Source organism: Streptomyces sp. P3, assembly GCF_003032475.1.
Taxonomy (GTDB): Bacteria; Actinomycetota; Actinomycetes; order Streptomycetales; family Streptomycetaceae; genus Streptomyces.
The window spans coordinates 5,428,344-5,449,620 of record NZ_CP028369.1 but is presented as its reverse complement, the minus strand read 5'-3'; the positions used below and the strand labels follow the sequence as shown (position 1 = coordinate 5,449,620).

Below are 21,277 nucleotides of genomic sequence, written 5' to 3'. Positions count from 1 at the left end.
CGGACGCCGACTGTCGTTCTCGACCCCCCGGAAGGCCTGGTGGGGCGCCCCGCTCGCCGACGCGGGTCCTGCACGGGCGAGGGCCCGTCCGGCACGGACGAGGGCCCGTCCGGCACGGACAAGGGCCCTGCCCCCCGTCAACCGGCGGGGGGCAGGGCCCTGCTGCGGTGGCCGGCCCGGTCAGGTGCCTCGGGCGGCGAGCCAGCCGTCGGTGACCCCGGCGGTGGAGCGGGCGTGGTCCTCCATCATCGTGAAGTGGTTGCCGGGGACGTCGAGAACCGTGTGGGCCCGGTGCCAGGACGTCTGCCATTCCTCGGGCCGCATCTCCTCACCGGGCTCCGCGGGCACCGGGGGCTCGCTGGAACGCACCAGCAGCACGGGGCACTCCAGGGGGCCCGGCTCCCATTCCCCGATCATGGCGACGTACCAGCTCATCGCGGTGAGCCGGGCGGAGTCCATGTGCGCGAACATCGACTCCCGTTCGAACATCCCGCTGAGCATCTGCCGGGAGAAGCGCAGGAACGGGGAGTCGGCCCGTGGCATGTAGGTGTCCAGCAGGACGACGGCCGCCGGCGGGGCGCCGCGCTCCTGCATCCGCCGGGCGGCGGAGAGCGCGAGGATCCCGCCGGACGACGAGCCGAGCAGGACCGGGGCAACGTCTCCGGCGATCCGCCGTACGGCGTCGGCGTGCAGGTCGGCCACCGCGTCGAAGGTCGCCGGCAGCGCCTCACCCGTACCGAAGCCCTGGGTGGGCAGCGCCCAGACGTCGCGCCGGCCGCGGAACGGCGAGGCGAACCGGGCGTACTGGTGGACTCCGGCGAGGGCGACGTAGGAGCTGAAGCAGACCAGCGGTGCCGCGGCACCACCGGCCGAGAGCCGGATCGCCGCGGGCGGGCCGGGGAGTTCGTCCGGCGAGGTGAAGGTGGGGCGCAGTTCCGCCGCCGCCTGGAGCAGGGTGAAGCCGTCGTCGACACGGTCGTCGAGACAGGCCCGCTTGAACAGGCCGCCGAGGGTGTCCTCGGGGCGGATGCCCGGCGCGCTCACAGCCGTCTGTTCCCGGCCGGTCTCCGGGGCGGCCCGCTCGCCGAGCCGGCCGTGCAGATGGGCGGCGAGTGCCTCGGGCGTGGCATGGTCGAACAGAAGGGTCGGCGCGAGTTTCAGGCCGGTGGCGGTGGCGAGGTGGTTGCGGAGTTCGACCACCGTGAGGGAGTCGAAGCCCTGCTCGGTGAAGAGCCGGTCGGGCTCCACCCCGTCCGCGCTCGCGTGCCCCAGCACGGTGGCGGCGAGGTCGCGCACCAGACCGACCAGCAGAGCGCGGCCCTCTTCGGCGGAGCGTCCGGCCAGGAGCGACGGTCCGACAGGCTCCGTCGCGCCGGACGCGATCCTGCGCCGCGCCGCCGCGGTGACCGGCCGCAGCATCGAGCGGACTTTGGCCCGGCCCGAACCGGTGGCGACGGCGATCACCGCGGGGTCGGCCGTGGAGAGGGCGTCGTCGAGAAGAGCGAGGGCGTCCCCGGTGGTCAGGGGGCGCAGGCCACCGCGGTTCAGTCGGCCCCGGTCGGTTCGGGACAGACCGGCGGTCATGCCGCTGTCGTCGCTCCACAGGCCCCAGGCGACGGACGCCGCGGGTCGGCCGAGGGAGCGTCGGAGGGCGGCGAGGCCGTCGAGGAAGGCGTTCGCCGCCGCGTAGTTGGCCTGGCCGGGAGCGCCGAAGGTGCCCGCCGCCGAGGAGAACAGCACGAACGCGGGCGGGTCGTGGTCGGCCGTGGCGTGGTGCAGGTTCCAGGCTCCGTCCGCCTTCGGGCGCAGCACGGTGTCGAAGCGCGCCCCGTCGAGTGCGGTGAGGACGGCGTCGTCGGTGACTCCGGCCGCGTGGATCACCCCGGTCAGCGGGGCGTCGGCGGGCAGTTGGGTCAACAGCCGCTCCACATCGGCTCGTTCGGCGACGTCGCAGGCCTCCAGACGTACTCGGACACCCAGTTCCGCCAGCTCGGCGACCAGGGCCTCCGCACCGTCCGCGGCGGGGCCGCGCCGTCCGGCGAGCAGCAGCGAACGCACGCCGTGCCGGGTGACGAGGTGACGGGCGACGGCCCGGCCGAGGGTGCCGGTTGCGCCGGTGACCAGGACCGTGCCCGCGGCGAGGTCGGGCGCGGGGCCGGGAGTGGCGGGCACGGCATCGGGGTGCAGGACCCGTCCGTCGCGGACCGCGCTGTGCGGGCCGCCGGAGGCGATCGCTGCGAGCAGTGCGGCCTCGTCGCCTCCCTCGGCCCCGCCGGGCAGGTCCACCAGCTGGAAACGGCCGGGGTGTTCGGTCTGTCCGGCACGGACCAGTCCCCACAGGGCGGCAGCGGTCACGTCCGGCAGGACCGCGTCCGCGGACGCGTCGTCCGGGCCCGCCACGACCGCGCGGCGGGTGACGAACACGAGCCGGGCATCGGCGTACCGCTCGTCGGCGAGCCAGCCGCTCATCACCTCCTGGGTGCGGGACAGGCGGCCGCGGAGCGCCTCGGGCATGCCGTGACGGCCGACGCGACACGGCTCCGGTGCGACGACGACCACCTCGGGCATCGTCATCCCGGTGTCGAGGGCTTTGGCGAGCGACTCCAGATCGGCGTAGGTCTCCACGTGGACCCCGGTCGCGTCGAGAGCGGCGACCACCCGGTCGTCGCCTCCGCCGAGGACGATCCAGCGCGCCGTGCGCGGAGCGGGCGACTCGGGGGCGGGAAGCGTTTCCTGCCAGTCCAGGCGCAGCAGTTCGGGCCGGCCCGTCCCGGCGGCCGGGGCGGCGGCCACCTCCCGCAGAGTGATCGCGTCGGCGGTGGCGACAGCCCGGCCGGCGGTGTCGGTGACCAGAACCCGGTAGCCGTGGTCGTGGCCGGCCGGTGTCAGGCGCACCCTCAGTGCGGTCGCGCGGTCGGCGTGCAGGGTCAGTCCGGTCCACGCGAACGGCAGCATCGGCGCCGTGGGATCCTCGTCGCCGCGCAGCCCGGGACGCCTGACCAGCAGCGCCTGGACGGCAGCGTCGAGCAGCGCCGGATGCAGGGCGTGCCGTGCCGCGTCCTGCCGGTACGGTTCCGGCAACGCGACCTCGGCGTACACCTCCTCGCCGCGTTCCCACACGCGGCCCAGGCCGCGAAAACTCGGGCCGTAGGCGAAGCCGGCGGCGGCGAAGGCCGGGTAGGGGTCCTCGTCGGAGACGAGGGAGGCTCCCGGCGGGGGCCAGGCGGCCAGGTCGTCGGCCGGGACGGACGGCGGCCGCGGCGCGAGGACGCCCTGGGCGTGCCGCTGCCATTCCCCGTCGTCGGCCGAGGGCCGCGACCACACGGCGAAGGCCCGGTGGCCCCGGTCGTCGGCGGCGTCCACGGTGACCTGGAGGTGGGCGGCGCCCTCGGCGGGCACGACGAGCGGGGTGAGCAGGGTGAGTTCGCCGAGGTGAGCGCGGTCGGTGCGGTCGCCCACGTGCAGGGCGAGGTCGAGGTAGCCGGTGGCGGGCAGGATGACCTGCCCGAGGACGGTGTGGTCGGCGAGCCAGGGGTGGCTGCGCAGCGACAGCCGCCCGGTGAACAGCAGGTCGTCCGAGCCCGCGCGGGCGACCTCGGCCGCGAGGAACGGGTGGTCCGCCGAGTGCAGCCCGGCGGCGCCGGGATCGCCGGCCGAGGCCACCGTCGGCAGCCAGAACCGCTGCCGCTGGAAGGCGTAGGTGGGCAACGGCACGGCGCGGGCACGGGGAAGAAGCGCCGCCCAGTCGGGTTCGGCGCCGTGCGCGAACAGTGCGCCGACGGCGCGGAGCAGACAGCCGGTCTCGGGCTCGCCCCGCAGTACGGCTGCCGCGAACACCGTTTCGGCCGTGTCGGGCTCCGCCTCGGGGAGAGCCGCCTCGGCGAGCGTGGTGAGCGAACCGTCCGGGCCGACCTCCAGGAAGCGGCGGACACCGAGGCCGTGCAGCCGGGTGACGCAGTCGTGGAACCGGACCGGCTCACGCAGGTGCCGCACCCAGTGCTCGGGGTCGGTGAGCAGACCGGCGGTGGCCGGTTCACCGGTCCGTGCGGAGACGACGGACAGGACGGGCTCTTCGTAGGAGAGGCCGGCGGCGACGGCCCGGAAGTCGTCGAGCGCCGGGTCCATGAGCGGGGAGTGGAAGGCGTGGCTGACCCGGAGCCGGGCCGTGCGCCGGCCGGCCGCCGAGAAGTGCTCGCAGATCCGGGCGACGGCCTCCTCCGTGCCGGAGACGACGGTCGAGGAGGGCCCGTTGAGGGCGGCGATGCCGACTTCGTGTTCGTGTCCGGACAGCAGCGGCAGTACCTCCCGCTCGGTGGCCCGGATCGACGCCATCGCGCCGCCGGGCGGCAGCGCCTGCATGAGGCGGCCGCGGGCGGCGACCAGGGCGCAGGCGTCGTCGAGGGAGAACACGCCGGCGACATGGGCCGCGGCGATCTCGCCGACGGAGTGTCCGGCGACGTGGTCCGGGCGGACGCCCCACGACTCCAGCAGGCGGTACAGCGCCACTTCGAAGGCGAACAGGGCGGGCTGTGCGTGTTCGGTGCGGTTCAGGAGTTCGGCGTCGTCTCCCAGGACCACCTCCCGCAGTCCGGGAACGCGTTCGCACACGGCGTCGAAGGTCTGCGCGAACACCGGGTGGGCGGCGTGCAGTTCGCGGCCCATACCGGGCCGCTGCGCACCCTGGCCGGTGAACAGGAACGCCGTGCGGCCGCCCGCGCGTGCGGCGCCGGTGACCGTGCCGGGCAGCGGCGTCCCCTCGGCCAGGGCCCGCAACCGGGCCGTGAGGCCGTCGTGATCGTCGGCGACGAGGACGGCCCGGTGGGTGAACGGCGTCCGGGTGGTCGCCAGCGCCAACGCGGTGTCGGCGACGGCGACTTCGGGGTGGGCGGTCACGTGGTCGAACAGCCGGACGGCCTGCTCGCGCAGGGCGTCGCGGCTGCGACCGGTGACGACCCAGGGCACCGGCGAAGGCACCCGCGACGCCGACGGGCCAGCACCCGTGTCGTCGACGTCGGACGTGTCGTGCGGTCCTTCGGTGACGCCTTCCAGGATGACGTGCGCGTTGGTACCGCTGATACCGAACGACGACACACCCGCACGCCGCGGATGCCCGGCCTCCTCCTCCCACACCCGCGCCCCCGTCACCAACTCCACCGCACCCGCCGACCAGTCCACATGCGACGACGGCTCATCCACATGCAACGTCGCCGGCACCACACCCGCCCCCATCGCCAGCACCATCTTCATCACACCCGCCACACCGGCACCCGCCTGCGTATGACCGACGTTCGACTTCACCGACCCCAACCACAACGGACGACCCCCGTCCCGCCCCCGGCCATAGGTCGCCAACAACGCCTGCGCCTCGATCGGATCACCCAACCGCGTCCCCGTACCGTGCGCCTCCACCACATCCACATCCACCGCCGACACACCCGCATCCGCCAACGCCGCACGGATCACCCGCTGCTGCGACGGACCGTTCGGCGCACTCAACCCGTTCGACGCACCGTCCTGATTCACCGCCGAACCCCGCACCACCGCCAACACCGGATGCCCCAACCGCCGCGCATCCGACAACCGCTCCACCAACAACAGACCACCACCCTCCGAGAACCCCGTCCCGTCCGCCGCCTCCGCGAACGCCTTGCACCGACCGTCCACCGCCAACCCCTGCTGACGACTGAAGTCCACGAACAGAGCGGGTGTCGACATCACGGTGACGCCGCCGGCCAGCGCCAGGTCGCACTCCCCCGCACGCAGCGCCTGCGCCGCCAGGTGTAGGGCGACCAGCGACGACGAGCAGGCGGTGTCGACGGTGACCGCCGGGCCCTCCAGCCCGAAGGTGTACGACACGCGGCCCGACAGGACACTCGCGGAGTTGCCCGTGCCCAGATGGGCGCCGACGTCGTCGCCCGGCGCGATCGGACGTGAGGTGTAGTCCTGGTAGTTGGTGCCGGCGAACACGCCGGTGCGGCTGCCGCGCAGCGACCGCGGATCGATCCCCGCCCGCTCGAACGTCTCCCAGGCGGTCTCGAGCAGCAGCCGCTGCTGCGGGTCCATGGCCAGAGCCTCGCGGGGCGAGATGGCGAAGAGGCCGGGATCGAAGTCGGCGAAGCCGTCCAGGAATCCACCGGTGAGTGTGGCGGTACGGCCCGCCGTACCGGGCTCGGGATGGTAGAGCCCGGCCACGTCCCAGTCCCGGTCCTCCGGGAACGGGCCCATCACGTCGGTCCCGTCGGCCAGCAGCTGCCAGAACCGCTCCGGGGTGTCCGCCCCGCCGGGGAAACGGCAGGCCATGCCGACGATGACGACCGGGTCCTCGGCCGTCTCAGGGGGCGCGACGGCGGCGCCGGACGCGGAGGCGCCGGACGCGGAGGCGCCGGTCGGGGCGAGCTGCTCGCCGAGGTGCTCGGCCAGGGCCGCGGGCGTGGGGTAGTCGTAGACGAGGGTCGCGGGCAGTCGCATACCCGTCGCCTCGCCCAGGGTGTTGCGCAACTCGACGGAGGTGAGGGAGTCGAAGCCGAGCTCCCGGAAGGCGCGGGCCGGTTCGACGTCGTCGGGGCTCGGATGGTTGAGGACGTAGGCGATGTGAGCGCGCACCAGCTCGAGCAGGGCATGACGGCGGTCGGCGTCCCCGAGGGCGGCGATCGTGGCCATCATGTCGTTGTCGTCGCCGCCGGAGACGGCCGGGGCAGCGGCGCGCTGGGCACGCATCCGCTCCAGATCCGGGAGCTCGGCGTAGAGACGGCGGGGGCGGCCCTTGCCGAGCTCCGTCCCGAAGACCTCCCAGTCGATGTCGGTGACCACGAGCGACGTGTCGTCCTGGTCCAGGGCGTGTTGCAGGGCCGTGACCGCGACGGCGGGATCCATGAGACGGACGCCGTGACGCTGGAGTCGCTCGCCGACCGTGCCGGAGGCCATGCCTCCCTCGGCCCAGCCGCTCCATGCGATCGCCGTGGCGGGCAGACCGCGCGAGCGGCGGTCCTCGGCGAGGGCGTCCAGGAAGGCGTTGCCGGGGGCGTAGTTGCCGTGTCCGGGGCTGCCGAAGACACCCGAGGAGGAGGAGAACAGCACGAAGGCGGAGAGGTCGAGGCCGGCGGTGGCGGCGTCGAGGTTGAGCGCGCCGCCCACCTTGACCCGCAGGACCTCGGCGAGGCGCTCGGGCGTGAGCGAGCCGATGACCCCGTCGTCGAGAACGGCAGCGGTGTGGAAGACGGCGGTGAGGGGGCGCTCCTCGGGGACGGAGGCCAGCAGGTCTTCGAGGTCCGCGGGGTCGGCGATGTCGCAGGCGACGAGGTCCGCGCGGGCACCGAGGGCGGTCAGTTCGGCGAGCAGCCCCGCGGCGCATTCCGCGTCGGGGCCGGAGCGGCTGACGAGCAGGAGGTGCGCCGCTCCCTCTTGGGCGAGCCAGCGGGCCACATGACGGCCGAGGGCGCCGGTGCCGCCGGTCACGAGGACCGTGCCCTCCGGTCGCCACCGGCGTCGGGCGGCGAGCCCGCCCACGGCGGCGCGCTCCAGCCGGCGGCCGAGCGTGCCGGTGACGCGTACGGCGACCTGGTCCTCGTGGTCGGTTCCGGCGAGGACGGCGACGACCCGGTCGGCGGTGCGCGCGTCGAGCTGAGCGGGCAGGTCGATCAGGCCGCCCCAGCAGTCGGCCTGTTCCAGGGCGACGACCCGTCCGAACCCCCAGACGAGGGCCTGGGCCGGTGAGGCGGGCGCCTCGCCGGAACGGGTGGCTACGGCGCCGCGGGTGAGGAACCACACCGGCAGCCGGACGTTGAGGTCGTCCATGGCCTGCACCAGGGCGACGGTGGCGGCGAAACCACCGTGCAGCAGCGGGTGCCGAGGATGCGCGCCGCCGTCGAGCGCGAGCAGGGACAGCACACCGCGTGCGTCGGCCGTCGCCTCGCCCAGCACGGCGGCGAGCGCCGCGCGGTCGGCGTGCTCTTCGACCACGACGGGAACGCAGTCTGCGCCGGCGCGGGTCAGCGCGGCCCGGACGCGGGTGGCCTCGGGACCGTTCTCGTGGCCGCGGGGCACGACAAGGGTCCAGCGGCCGGTGAGGGCCGGCGTCGGCGTGTCCTGCAGCGGGCGCCAGCTGATGCGGTAGCGCCAGCGGTCGGCGGTCTCACGGTCGTTGCCGCGTCGTCGGTAGTCGGCCAGGGCGGGGAGCAGTGCGGCCGTGGCCTGTTCGTCGAGGCCGAGCGCTTCGGCGAGGGTGCCGAGGTCACCGGAGTCGACGGCCTGCCAGAACGGGGCGTCCCGGGCGGCGTCGGTCGCGGGGGTCGCGGCAGCGGTGAACCCCGGCCAGTAGCGGCGGCGTTGGAAGGCGTAGACGGGCAGGTCGACGCGGCCCGCGGGCTCGTCGTGGACGGCGTTCCAGTCGACGGATCCGCCGCGGACGGCGAGACCGGCCACGGACGTCAGGAAGCGTTCGGTCCCGCCCTCGTCGCGGCGCAGGGTACCGAGGACGGCGCCGTCGGTGATGCCGAGGTCGTCGAGGATGTCGCCGACCGCCGTGGTGACCACGGGGTGCGGGCTCATCTCGACGAAGACGCGATGCCCGGCGTCGGCGAGCGCGCGCACCGTGCTCTCGAAGCGGACGGTGCGGCGGATGTTGTCGTACCAGTAGGCGGCGTCGAGCGTGGTGGTGTCCTCGACCCGGTTTCCGGTGACGGTGGAGTGGAACGGGATCTCGGCGGGGCGCGGGCGCACCGGTGCGAATCCGGCGAGCAGGGCCTCGCGGACCTCCTCCACCTGCGCGCTGTGCGAGGCGTAGTCCACCGGGACGCGGCGTGCGCGGATTCCGTCTCGGGTGAGGCGGGCCAGCAGTTCGGCCAGCGGTTCGGCGTCCCCGGACACGGTGACGGACCGCGGGCCGGTGACGGAGCCGACGGAGATGCGGCCGTCGTAGGGGGCGATGAGACGTTCGACCTCGGCGAGCGCCAGCGGTACGGCGACCATGCCGCCGCGGCCGGTGATGGCGGTGAGCTCCCGGGAGCGGGCGACGACGACCCGGGCCGCGTCCTGGAGGGTGAGGACACCCGCGATGTGCGCGGCGGCGATCTCGCCCTGGCTCTGTCCGGCGACGGCGGCGGGGCGGACCCCGCACGCCATCCACAGTCGGGCGAGGGCGACGCAGACGACGAAGAGGGTGGGCTGGACGACGTCGAGGCGCTCCGGGGGCGGGGCGCCGGGGGTACCGCGCAGGACGTCCAGGACGCGGAAGTCGGTGAACTGCTCCACGGCGGCTGCGGCTTCGTCGAAGGAGGCGCGGAACCGGGCGTCGGTGTCGTGGAGTTCGGTGGCCATGCCCGCCCACTGCGGCCCCTGGCCGGGGAAGAGGAAGACCGGGTCGCCCTCGGTGTCGGCGACGCCGCGCACCATGGCGGGGTCGGGCGCTCCGTCGGCCAGGGCGGTCAGGCCGCGCAGGAGGACGTCGGGGCCGGGGGCGACGACGACGGCACGGTGTTCGAGCGCGGACCGGGTGGTCGCGAGGGACCAGGCGAGGTCGGCGAGGCGCGGTGCGCCGTCCGGGTCGGCGCGCAGCCGGGCGGCGAGCCGACGGGCCTGGTCGCGCAGGGCGGGTGCGGTGCGGCCGGACAGGGTGAAGGCGCGCGGGCGGGACGTGTCGCCCGCGCGTCCGGTGTCGTCCTGCTCGGTGGGCGGGGCCTGTTCCAGGATGACGTGGGCGTTGGTGCCGCTGACGCCGAAGGAGGACACGCCCGCGCGGCGCGGGCGGTCGCCGACGGCGGGCCAGCCGCGGGCTTCGGTGAGCAGTTCGACGTTTCCGGCGGTCCAGTCGACGTGTCGGCTGGGCCGGTCGACGTGGAGGGTCGCCGGCAGTCGGCCCGCACGCAGCGCGAGGACCGTCTTGATGACGCCGGCGACACCTGCCGCGGCCTGGGTGTGGCCGATGTTCGACTTCACCGAGCCGAGCAGCAGCGGGCGGTTCGCGGGCCGGTCCTGTCCGTAGGTGGCGAGCAGGGCCTGCGCCTCGATGGGGTCGCCGAGGGTGGTTCCGGTGCCGTGCGCCTCCACGGCGTCCACGTCGGCGGGTGCCAGCTTCGCGTTGTTGAGCGCCTGCCAGATGACGCGTTCCTGGGAGGGGCCGTTGGGAGCGGTCAGGCCGTTGGACGCGCCGTCCTGGTTGACGGCGGAGCCGCGCAGGACGGCGAGGACGGGATGTCCGTGGCGGCGGGCGTCGGAGAGCCGTTCGAGGACGAGGACTCCCGCGCCCTCGCCCCAAGCGGTGCCGTCGGCGGTGTCCGCGAAGGCGCGGCAGCGGCCGTTCGGCGACAGGCCGCGCTGGCGGCTGAACTCGAGGAAGATCGTGGGCGTCGACATGACGGTGACGCCGCCGGCGAGGGCGAGGTCGCACTCTCCCGCGCGCAGGGCCTGCGCGGCCAGGTGGAGGGTGACCAGCGAGGAGGAGCAGGCGGTGTCGACGGAGACGGCGGGGCCTTCGAGGCCGAGGGTGTAGGAGATCCGGCCGGACAGCACGCTGGGCGCGTTGCCCACCCCGTCGTCGCCGGCGTTGTCCGACAGACTGAGCAGGGTGGTGTAGTCCTGCAGGTTGGTGCCGGAGAACACACCGGTGCGGCTGCCGCGCAGGGCGATCGGGTCGATCCCGGCGCGTTCGAGCGCCTCCCAGCTGATCTCGAGCAGGATCCGCTGCTGCGGGTCGGTGCCGACGGCCTCGCGCGGCGAGATGCCGAAGAAGCCGGCGTCGAAGTCGCCGACACGGTCGATGAATCCGCCGGTGCGGGTGTAGCTGCGGCCGGGGGTGCCGGGCGTCGGGTCGTACAGGGAGTCGATGTCCCAGCCCCGGTCGCGGGGCCACTCGGACATGGCGTCGCCACCGTCGTCGAGCAGCCGCCACAGATCGTCGGGGTCGCTGACCCCACCCGGGAATCGGCAGCCCATCGCGACGATCGCGACGGGGTCGTTGCGGTGTGCCTCGGCCGCGGCCAGACGCTGTCGCGTCTGGTGGAGGTCGGCCGTGACCTTCTTCAGGTAGCCGAGGAGTTTTTCCTCATCGCTCATGTCTTGTCACCCGTTCTCAGGTCCCTTGGCCGCGCCGTCAGGAGATGCCGAGGTCGTTCTCGATGAAGTCGAAGATCTCGTCCGCGCCGGCGGACTGGATCCGGTCGCTGACGTCGTCGCCGCCGCCGGCCGCGTCGGCGGCGGCGGTGTGACCGCCGAAGCCGGCGAGCAGCGACTGCAGGCGGGCGCCGATGCGATCGCGCCGGACGTCGTCCTTCGCCAGTGCGGTCAGGGCCGCTTCCAGGGAGTCGAGCCCGGCGAGGACGGTCTCGGCGCCCTCGGCGCCGTCCGAGAGCCGGCCGCGCAGGTACCCGGCGAGCGCGGTGGCGCTCGGCTGGTCGAACAGCAGGGTGGCGGGCAGGGCGAGTCCGGTGGCGGCGCCGATCCGGTTGCGCAGTTCGACCGCCATCAGCGAGTCGAAGCCGAGGGCGTTGAACGCCGTCGTGGCGCCGACCCGGTCGGTGCCGGTGTGGCCGAGGACGGCGGCGGCCTCGGTCCGCACCAGGCCGGTCAGGGTGCGTTCGCGTTCGGCCGCGGACTGTCCGGTGAGCCGTTCGCGCAGGGCCTGCGGGGCGCCCGTGGCGCTCTGCGGGCGGCGGGCGTGCAGGTCGCGGACCTCGGGGAGGCCGGTGAGCAGCGGGCTGGGCCGGGAGGTGGTGAAGCCGGGGGCGAAGCGTGCCCAGTCGACGTCGGCGACGGCGAGGACGGCGTCGGTGCGGGCGACCGCCCGGCCGAGGGCGTCGACGGCCCGCTCGGGGTCGAGCGGGTCGATGCCGCCGCGCCGCATGCGGTGTTCGCTGTCGGCGTCGGCGGTGGCCATGCCGCCGCCCGCCCACGGCCCCCACGCCACGGAGGTGGCGGGCTTTCCGTCGGCTCTGCGCCGTTCGGCCAGGGCGTCCAGACAGGCGTTGGCCGCCGCGTAGTTGGCCTGGCCGATGGTGCCGAGGGTGCCGGAGATCGACGAGTACAGGACGAACGCGGTGAGTTCGCGCCCACGGGTCAGTTCGTCGAGATGGCGGGCGGCCGCCAGCTTGGGCCGCAGGACGCGGTCCAGGGATGCGGCGTCCATGCCGTCGAGCAGCCGGTCGTCGAGCACGCCCGCGGTGTGCACGACGGCGTCGACGGGGTGCTCGGCGAGCAGCGCGGCGAGCGCGTCGCGGTCGGCGGTGTCGCAGGCGGCCAGGATCAGCTCGGTGCCGGAGTCGGCCAGCGCGTCCTTGAGGCGGGCGGCTCCCTCGGAACCCGCGCCGGAACGGCTGACGGCCACGATGCGGGCGGCGCCCTGCGCGGCGAGCCAGGTGGCCGTGCGCAGACCGAGCGCCCCGGTGGCCCCGGTGAGCAGGACGGTGCCGGACCAGTCGGGCGCGGATGCCCGGGGCGCGCCGGCCGGGGCGCGTTCGAGGCGGCGCACGAACGTGCCGACGGGCCGTACGGCGACCTGGTCCTCGCCTGTGCGGTCGGCCAGCGTCGCGGCCAGCCGGCGCGCCACGTCGCTCGCGACGGCGGTGTCGGTGCCGGCGGGCAGGTCCACCAGACCACCCCACAGCTGCGGGTGTTCGAGGGCTGCGGTGCGTCCCAGTCCCCACACGGCGGCCTGTTCGGGGACGACCGGTGCCTCCGTCCCGAGCACGCCGACGGCGCCCGCGGTGAGCGCCCACAGGCGCACGGCGTCGGTGCCCGCGGCCCCGTCCGAGAGGGCCTGGACGAGGGCGGCGGTCGCGGCGAGGCCGGCCGGGACGGAGTCGAGTCCGGGCAGCGCGGCGATGTCGGCGGCGAGCAGCGACAGCACGCCCGTCCAGGGCCCGTCGCCGTCCTGCCGCAGGGAGCCGAGGGCGGTGGCCAGGACCGTGCGGTCCGCGGTGGCGCAGTCGACGGGCAGGACGCGGACCCGGGCCCCGTGCGCGGTGAGCGCGTCCGCGACGGAGGTCGTCCAGGCGCGGCCGTCGAGCCGGTCGGGAACGGCGAGGACCCAGGTACCGGCGGGTGTGGCCACGTTCTCCGTGGTGGGCCGCCACACGACACGGTGCTCCCAGCCCTGGATCTCCGTCTGCCTGCGGTCCTCGCCGCGCCAGGCGGCGAGGGCGGGCAGCACCGCGCTGAGCGGGGCGTCGGTGTCGACGGCGAGGCGCTCGGCGAGGGCAGAGGGGTCCGCCGCCTCGACGAGTCTCCAGAAGGCGGCGTCCTGGTCGGACGCGGCGGGGTTCGGCGCGGAGGCCTCCAGCCAGAAGCGCTCGCGCTGGAAGGCGTACGTGGGCAGGGGCACGGGCCGGGCCTCGTCGTCGACCGGCGGCGCCGGCACGTCGCCGAGCCCGTGCACGTGCAGCGTGGCGGCGGCGAGCAGCGCGGAGCGGCCCTCGGGCAGGTCGCGGCGCACCAGGGGTACGGCGGTCACCGCCCCGGAGGCGCTGAGGCCGTCCTGGACCAGGGTGGTGAGGGTGGGGTCGGGGCCGAGTTCGAGCGTGAGGGTGACGCCGTTCGCCTCCAGGGTGCGGACGGTGTCGCCGAAGCGGACGGCCCGCCGGACGTGGGCCACCCAGTAGTCGGGGGTGGTCAGGGCGTCGGCGGCCGCGAGGTCGCCGGTCACGTTGGACACGATGGGGACGGTCGGCGGGTGGAAGCGGACCCGGGAGGCGACGGCGCGGAACTCGTCGAGCATGGGGTCCATCAGCGGCGAGTGGAAGGCGTGGCTGACCCTCAGACGCCGGGTCTTGCGGCCGCGGGCCGCGAACACGGCGGTGATCGCCTCCACGGCGTCTTCCTGGCCGGAGACGACCACCGAGACCGGTCCGTTGACCGCGGCCACGGCGACACGGTCGGCCCGGTCCTCCAGCAGGGGCCGGACCTCGTCCTCGGTCGCCTCCAGTGCGGCCATGGCGCCGCCCTCGGGCAGGCTCTGCATGAGCCGGCCCCGGGCCGCGACCAGGGCGCAGGCGTCGGTCAGGTCGAGGACTCCGCCGACGTGGGCGGCGGTCAGTTCGCCGACGGAGTGCCCGGCCAGCACGTCGGGCAGCACACCCCAGGACCGGACGAGGGCGTGGGCCGCGGTGCCGTACGCGAAGAGGGCGGCCTGTGTGTAGGCGGTGCGGTCCAGCAGGGCGGCCTCGGCGCTGTCCGGGGCGGCGAAGACGACGTCGCGCAGCGGCGGTCCGTCGAGGTGGGGGTCGAGTCCGGCGCACACCTCGTCGAAGGCGCGCGCGTAGACCGGGTGGGCGTCGTACAGGTCGCGGCCCATGCCGGGGCGCTGGGCGCCCTGTCCGCTGAACAGGACGGCGAGCCGTGCGCCCCCGGCGGTGCCGGTGACGGTGCGGGCGTCCGGCTCGCCGGCGGCGACTGCGGCGAGCCCGGCCAGGAGTTCCGCACGGTCCGCCGCGACGACGGCGGCCCGGTGGGCGTGCGGGTGACGGGCCACGGCGAGGGTGCGGGCGAGGTCGCGGAGGTCGTCGTCGTGGCGCAGCAGGTGGGCGCGCAGCCGGCCGGCCTGGGCGCGCAGCGCGTCCGGGGTGTGCCCGGAGACGGGGTGCACCCGGGGTGTCTCGGCGGGCGCCGTCCGTTCGGCGGCGGGCTCGGCGGCGGGCGGCTCCTCCAGGATGACGTGGGCGTTGCTGCCGCTGATCCCGAAGGAGGACACGCCCGCGCGGCGCGGCCGGTCGCGGCGGGCCGGCCAGGGGCGGGCCTCGGTGAGCAGTTCGACGGCGCCGCTGGTCCAGTCGATGTGCGGGGAGGGCTCGTCGACGTGCAGCGTGCGCGGCAGTTCGCCGTGGCGCATGGCCATGACCATCTTGATGACGCCCGCGGCGCCCGCGGCGGCCTGGGTGTGACCGAAGTTGGACTTCGCGGATCCCAGCAGCAGGGGTTGCGCGTCGCGTTCGCCCCCGTAGGCGGCGAACAGCGCCTGGGCTTCGATGGGGTCGCCGAGGGTGGTTCCGGTGCCGTGCGCCTCGACGGCGTCGACGTCGGAGGGCGCGAGTCCGGCCGAGGCCAGCGCCTGCCGGATGACGCGCTCCTGGGCGGGGCCGTTGGGGGCGGTCAGGCCGTTGGACGCGCCGTCCTGGTTGGTGGCGGAACCGCGGATCACGGCGAGGACGGGGTGGCCTTCGCGGCGGGCGTCGGAGAGGCGTTCCAGCAGGAGCATGCCGACGCCCTCGGAGAAGCTGGTGCCGTCGGCGGCGGCGGCGAAGGCCTTGCAGCGGCCGTCGGCGGCCAGCCCGTTCTGGGCCGTGAACTCGGTGTAGGTGCCGGGGGTGGCCATGACCGTCACCCCGCCGGCCAGAGCCATCGAGCACTCGCCCTGGCGCAGGGCGTGGGCGGCGAGGTGCAGGGCGACCAGTGCGGACGAGCAGGCGGTGTCGACCGTCATCGTCGGCCCCTCCAGGCCGAAGGTGTAGGCGACTCGGCCGGAGATGACGCTTGCGGACACGCCGAGTCCGATGTAGCCCTCCATGCCTTCGGGGATGTCGGCCAGGCCGGAGGCGTAGCCGGAGCCCATCGCCCCGACGTAGACGCCGGTGCCCGTGCCGCGCAGGGAGAGCGGATCGATCCCGGCGCGTTCTAAGAGCTCCCAGGAGGTCTCCAGCAGCAGCCGCTGCTGGGGATCCATGGCGAGCGCCTCGCGAGGGGCGATGCCGAAGAGGGAGGCGTCGAAGTGTGTGGCGCCGTGGAGGAATCCGGCCTCCAGGCCGGGCAGGCGGTCCAGGTCCCAGCCGCGGTCGGTGGGAAAGGCGCCGATGGCGTCCTGGCCCTCGGAGACGAAGCGCCAGAGGTCCTCGGGGGAGGTGACCCCGCCGGGGTACTGGCAGGCCATGGCGACGACGACGACCGGGTCGTCCTCCTCGGCCGCGGTCCTCCCGGTGGCGGACTGCACTGCGGTGCCCGCGAGTTCACGGGCGAGGTGGCGGGCGAGCGCGCTGGGCCGGGGGTGGTCGAAGACGAGCGTGGCCGGCAGCCGCAGCCCGGTCTCGGCGTTGAGGCGGTTGCGCAGGTCGACGGAGCTGAGGGAGTCGAAGCCGAGGTCCTTGAAGGACTGTTCGCCGTCGACGGCGCCGGCCGAGCCGTGGCCGAGGGCCACGGCGGCGTGGCGGCGGACCAACTCGAGCAGATGGCGCTCCTGTTCGGGTGCGGACAGGCCGGACAGGAGGCGGCTCAGTGCGGAGGAGTCCGCGTCCGCGGCGCGGGCGGTCCGCCTGCCCCGGGCCGCCGGGACGAGGCCGTGCAGGAGGGCGGGCAGCCGTCCGGCCGAGGCGGCCGAGCGCAGCGCGGCGGGATCGGTGCGCAGCGGCGCGAGCAGCGGCTCGCCGGTGGCGAGAGCCTCGTCGAGCAGGCTCAGGGCCCGCTCCGGGTCCAGGGCGGGCAGTCCGGAGGCCGCGATGCGGCGCCGGTCGTCCTCGCCGAGCCCGCCGGTCATACCGCTGTCGTGGTCCCACAGCGACCAGGCCAGCGAGGTGCCGGGCAGGCCGGTGGCACGGCGGTGGTGGGCCAGGGCGTCCAGGACGGTGTTGGCGGCGGCGTAGTTGGCCTGTCCGGCGCCGCCCAGCAGGCCGGCGGCCGAGGAGAACAGGACGAAGGCGGTGAGGTCGGCGTCCCTGGTCGCCTCGTGCAGGGTGAGCGCGGCGTCCGCCTTGGCGCGCAGCACGGCGGCGAGCCGGTCGGGGGTGAGCGAGCCGAGTACGCCGTCGTCGAGGACTCCGGCGGTGTGCACCACGCCGCGCAGTGGCCGCTCCCCGGGCAGCGTGCCGAGGAGGTCGGCGAGGGCTCCCCGGTCGGTGGCGTCGCACGCCTCGACGCGTACGACGGCGCCGTGGGCGGTGAGTTCGTCCGCCAGTTCGCGGGCGCCGGGGGCTTTCGCGCCCCTTCGGGACGTCAGCACCAGGGAGCGCACTCCGTGGGTGGTGACCAGGTGGCGGGCGACCAGCGCGCCGAGCGCGCCGGTGCCGCCGGTGACCAGGACCGTGCCGTCCGCGTCCCACACGGGCGCCCGGCCGACGGCGGGCGTCCGGGTCAGCGCGGGGGTGAGCAGCGTGCCCTCGCGCAGGGCGAACTGGGTCGCCCCGGTGCCGACGGCGGCGGCGAGGGCGGCCCGGGAGGCGTCGGTGCCGTCGATGTCGGCGAGGACGACGCGGCCCGGGTTCTCCGTCTGCGCGGAGCGGACCAGGCCCCAGACGGCGGCGGCGGACAGGTCGGTGACGTCCTCGCCGTCGACCGCGCCGACGGCGCCGCGCGTGACGATCACGACGGGGGCGCCGTCGGTGCGCGGATCGGTCAGCAGTGTCTGCAGGCGGGTCAGGACGCGGCCGGTGATGTCGGCGGGGGTCTCACCGGGAGCGGAGACGCACGGCAGGACCACGGCCGAGGGGGCGTCGTCGGCGCCGAGCGCCGGCCAGGCGGGGACCAGGCCGGCCGGGTCGTCGTCGGCGAGCCGCGGGCCGTCGGCGATCGCGGCGTCGGGCGCAGCGGCCTCGGGCAGAGCGCTGTCGCTCCAGCGCACCGCGTACAGGGCGCAGTCCGCGGGCCGGGCGGTGTGCTGGGCGACCTGCGAGAACGGGCGGCTGACAAGGGAGTCGACGGTGGCGACGGGGCGTCCCGTGCCGTCGGCGAGGTGCAGGCTCACGGCGCCCGATGCGCCTCGGTCCAGGCGGACCCGGAGCCCCGTGGCCCCGACGGCGTGCAGTGTGACGCCGCTGAACGCGAACGGCAGGCCCACGCCTCCCCGTTCGCCGCCACCGCTGTCTCCCCCGCCGTCGTCGCCCCTGCCGTCGTCGGCGAGCTGGGCGTGCAGGGCGGCGTCGAGGAGCGCCGGGTGCAGACCGAAGCGGGCGGCGTCACGGTGCTGGTCCTCGGGGAGGGTCACCTCGGCGTACCAGGTGTCGCCGGACCGCCACGCGGCCCGCAGCCCCCGGAAGACGGGGCCGTACTGGTAGCCCCGGGCGGCGAGAGCGTCGTAGAAGCCGTCCAGGGGGACGCTGCGGGCGCCGGAGGGAGGCCAGGCGACGGGCTGCTCGGCCTCGGGCGCGGCGGGCGCCGGTGCGAGGACGGCGGTGGCGTGCCGGGTCCAGGGGCCGTCGTCGTCGGCGTCGGCCCGCGAGTGCACCGTGACCGGCCTGCGGCCGTCTGCGTCGGGGGCGCCGACGGCTATCTGCAGCTGCACACCGGTGGTGTCCGGGAGCGCCAGCGGGGCTTCGAGCGTGAGGTCGTCCAGGAGACCGCAGCCGACCTCGTCGCCGGCGCGCAGCACGAGTTCGACGAACGCGGCGCCCGGCAGCAGGACCGTGCCGGACACGGTGTGGTCGGCGAGCCAGGGCTGGACTCGGGTGGACAGCCGCCCGGTGAGCAGGACCCGGTCGTCGTCGGCGACGCGGACGACGGCCCCGAGCAGCGGGTGGCCTGCGCCCACGAGCCCGGCGCCGGTGACATCGCCGGAGCCGAGGGAGGGGCGCAGCCAGTAGTGGTCCTCCGCGAACGCGTAGGTGGGCAGGTCGACCCGCGGATCGGCCGGGTCGCTGCCGAGCAGGGCCTCCGGTTCGACGGAGGCCCCGTGGACATGGGCGGCGGCGACGGCGGCGAGCAGGGTGCGCGACTCGGAGCGGTCCTTGCGCAGCACGGGCACGCAGAGGCGGTCGGCGGTGTCGTCGGGCAGGCCGGTCCGGGCGAGCGCGGTGAGGGTGGCGTCGGGGCCGAGCTCCAGGAAGCGGGTGACACCGTGGGCGGCGAGCCAGTCGACGCCGTCGGCGAAGCGGACGGCGTGACGCAGGTGGCGCACCCAGTAGTCGGCCGACGCCAGTTCCTCGGCCGTGGCCGGCCGTCCGGTGAGGTTGGAGACGACGGTCAGGCGCGGAGGGTGCGCGGTGACGCTTTCGGCGACGGCCCGGAAGTCGTCCAGGACGGCGTCCATGCGTGCCGAGTGGAAGGCGTGCGAGACCCGCAGCCGGCGGGTGGCGCGGCCGCGGGCCGCGAGTTCGGATGCGACGGCCTCGACGGCGGTCTCGTCACCGGAGATCACGGTGGCGCGCGGGCCGTTGACGGCGGCGACCGACACGGCGTCGCCGTGTGCGGCGAGCAGTGCGCTCACCTCGTCCTCGGCTGCCTCGGCGGAGACCATGGCACCGCCTCGCGGCAGGGCCTGCATCAGCCGCCCGCGGGCGGCGACGAGCCGGCAGGCATCGGGCAGCGACCACACGCCGGCGACGTGCGCGGCGGAGAGTTCGCCCAGCGAGTGCCCGAGAACGTACTTGGGCGTGACGCCCCACGACTCCAGCAGGCGGTAGAGGGAGACCTCGACGGCGAACAGGGCGGGCTGGGCGAGGCCGGTCTCCCGCAGCGCCTCGTCGTCCGGGGCGCTTTCGAGGACGGCTTCCCCGAGGCTCAGGCCCAGTTCGGGGTCGAGATGGGCGCAGACCTCGTCGAAGGCGCGGGCGAAGGCGGGGAACGCGCCGTACAGTTCGCGGCCCATCCCGGGCCGCTGGGCGCCCTGGCCGGAGAACAGGAACGCGGTCGCGCCGCGCAGGGTGCGGCCGGTCACGACGTCCGGATGCTCCTCCCCCGCGGCGAGGGCGCGCAGGGCGTCGCGGGCGCCGGCCGTGTCCTCGGCGAGGACGACGGCCCGGTGTTCGAAGGCCTGCCGCGTGCCGGCGAGGGCGCGGGCGGTGACGTGCGGGTCGTCGGCGGGGTGGGCTTCGGCGTGTTCGAGGAGGCGGGCGGCCTGGGCGCGCAGCGTTTCGGCGCCGCGCGCGGACAGCAGCCAGGGCGCCAGCGGCAGCCGCCCGGCGGTCGCGGGGACCCGACCCGACTCCTCGCTCCCCCCGTTCCCCTCGGCCTTCTCGGTCCCCTCGGGCGCGGCCTCCAGGACGACGTGGGCGTTGGTGCCGCTGATACCGAAGGACGAGACGGCGGCGCGGCGGGGACGTCCCTCGGTGAGCGGCCAGTCGGTGGCCTCGGTGAGCAGCCGGACGTGACCGGCGTCCCAGTCGACGTGGGTGGACGGCCGGTCCACGTGCAGGGTGCGCGGCAGCCGTCCGTGCCGGAGGGCCATGACCGTCTTGATGACGCCCGCGACGCCGGCCGCCGCCTGGGTGTGGCCGAGGTTCGACTTCAACGAACCCAGGCGCAGCGGGCGTTCGGCGTCCTTGGCACGGCCGTAGGTGGCGAGCAGGGCCTGGGCCTCGATGGGGTCGCCGAGGGTGGTGCCCGTGCCGTGCGCCTCGACGGCGTCGACGTCCGCGGCGGTGATCCCGGCGTTGGCGAGGGCCTGCTCGATGACGCGCTGCTGGGCGGGCCCGTTGGGCGCGGTCAGACCGTTGGAGGCGCCGTCGGAGTTCACGGCGGAGCCGCGGACGACGGCCAGCACCGGGTGTCCGTTGCGGCGGGCGTCGGAGAGGCGTTCCACCAGCAGCAGGCCCACGCCCTCGGACCAGCCGGTGCCGTCCGCGGCGTCGGCGAAGGCCTTGCAGCGGCCGTCGGCGGCGAGGCCGCGCTGCCTGCTGAACTCGAAGAGCAAACCCGGGGTGGCCATCACGGCGACGCCGCCGGCCATGGCGAGGTCGCACTCGCCCGCCCGCAGGGCCTGCACCGCCCAGTGCAGGGCGACCAGGGAGGAGGAGCAGGCGGTGTCGACGGTGACGGCCGGCCCTTCCAGGCCCAGGACGTAGGAGATGCGGCCGGAGGCGACCGAGGTGGCGTTCCCGGCGAGCATCAGTCCGTGCACGTCCTCGGGCACCTCGACCGGGCCCTGACCGTAACCGGAGGTCGCGGCGCCCACGAACACGCCGGTGGAGCTGCCGCGCAGGGTCCGGGGCCGGATCCCGGCGCGCTCCAGCAGCTCCCAGGACGCCTCCAGCAGGATCCGCTGCTGCGGGTCGGTGGCGAGGGCCTCGCGGGGGCTCATGCCGAAGAAGGCGGCGTCGAAGGAGGCGGCGTCGCGCAGGAAGCCGCCCTCGCGGGTGGAGAACGTGCCGGGCCGGTCGGGGTCCGGATCGTAGCGGTCCGCGATGTCCCAGCCCCGGTCCTCCGGCAGCGGGCCGATGGCGTCCCGGCCCTCGTCGACGAGCCGCCACAGGTCTTCGGGCGAACGGATGTCGCCGGGGAAGCGGCAGCTCATCGCGACGACGGCGATCGGCTCCCGGCTGCGGTCCTCGACCTCGCGCAGCCTGCGACGGGTCTGCCGGAGTTCACCCGTGACCCGCTTGAGGTATTCCACGTACTTGTCGTCGTCAGCCACGAGAGTCACTTCCTTGAACCG

General features: G+C 75.3%; 2 protein-coding genes. Both read right to left on the bottom strand.

Features of this window, described 5'->3' with window-relative positions:
• Window positions 1-180 precede the first annotated feature (180 nt).
• Window positions 181-11,049, bottom strand: a complete 10,869-nt coding sequence (locus C6376_RS24280) for a type I polyketide synthase (protein WP_107449151.1) — start codon at window positions 11,047-11,049, stop codon at window positions 181-183.
• A 37-nt stretch (window positions 11,050-11,086) separates the two neighbouring features.
• Window positions 11,087-21,256, bottom strand: a complete 10,170-nt coding sequence (locus tag C6376_RS24275) for a type I polyketide synthase (protein ID WP_107445371.1) — start codon at window positions 21,254-21,256, stop codon at window positions 11,087-11,089.
• Between the last annotated feature and the right edge of the window lie 21 nt (window positions 21,257-21,277).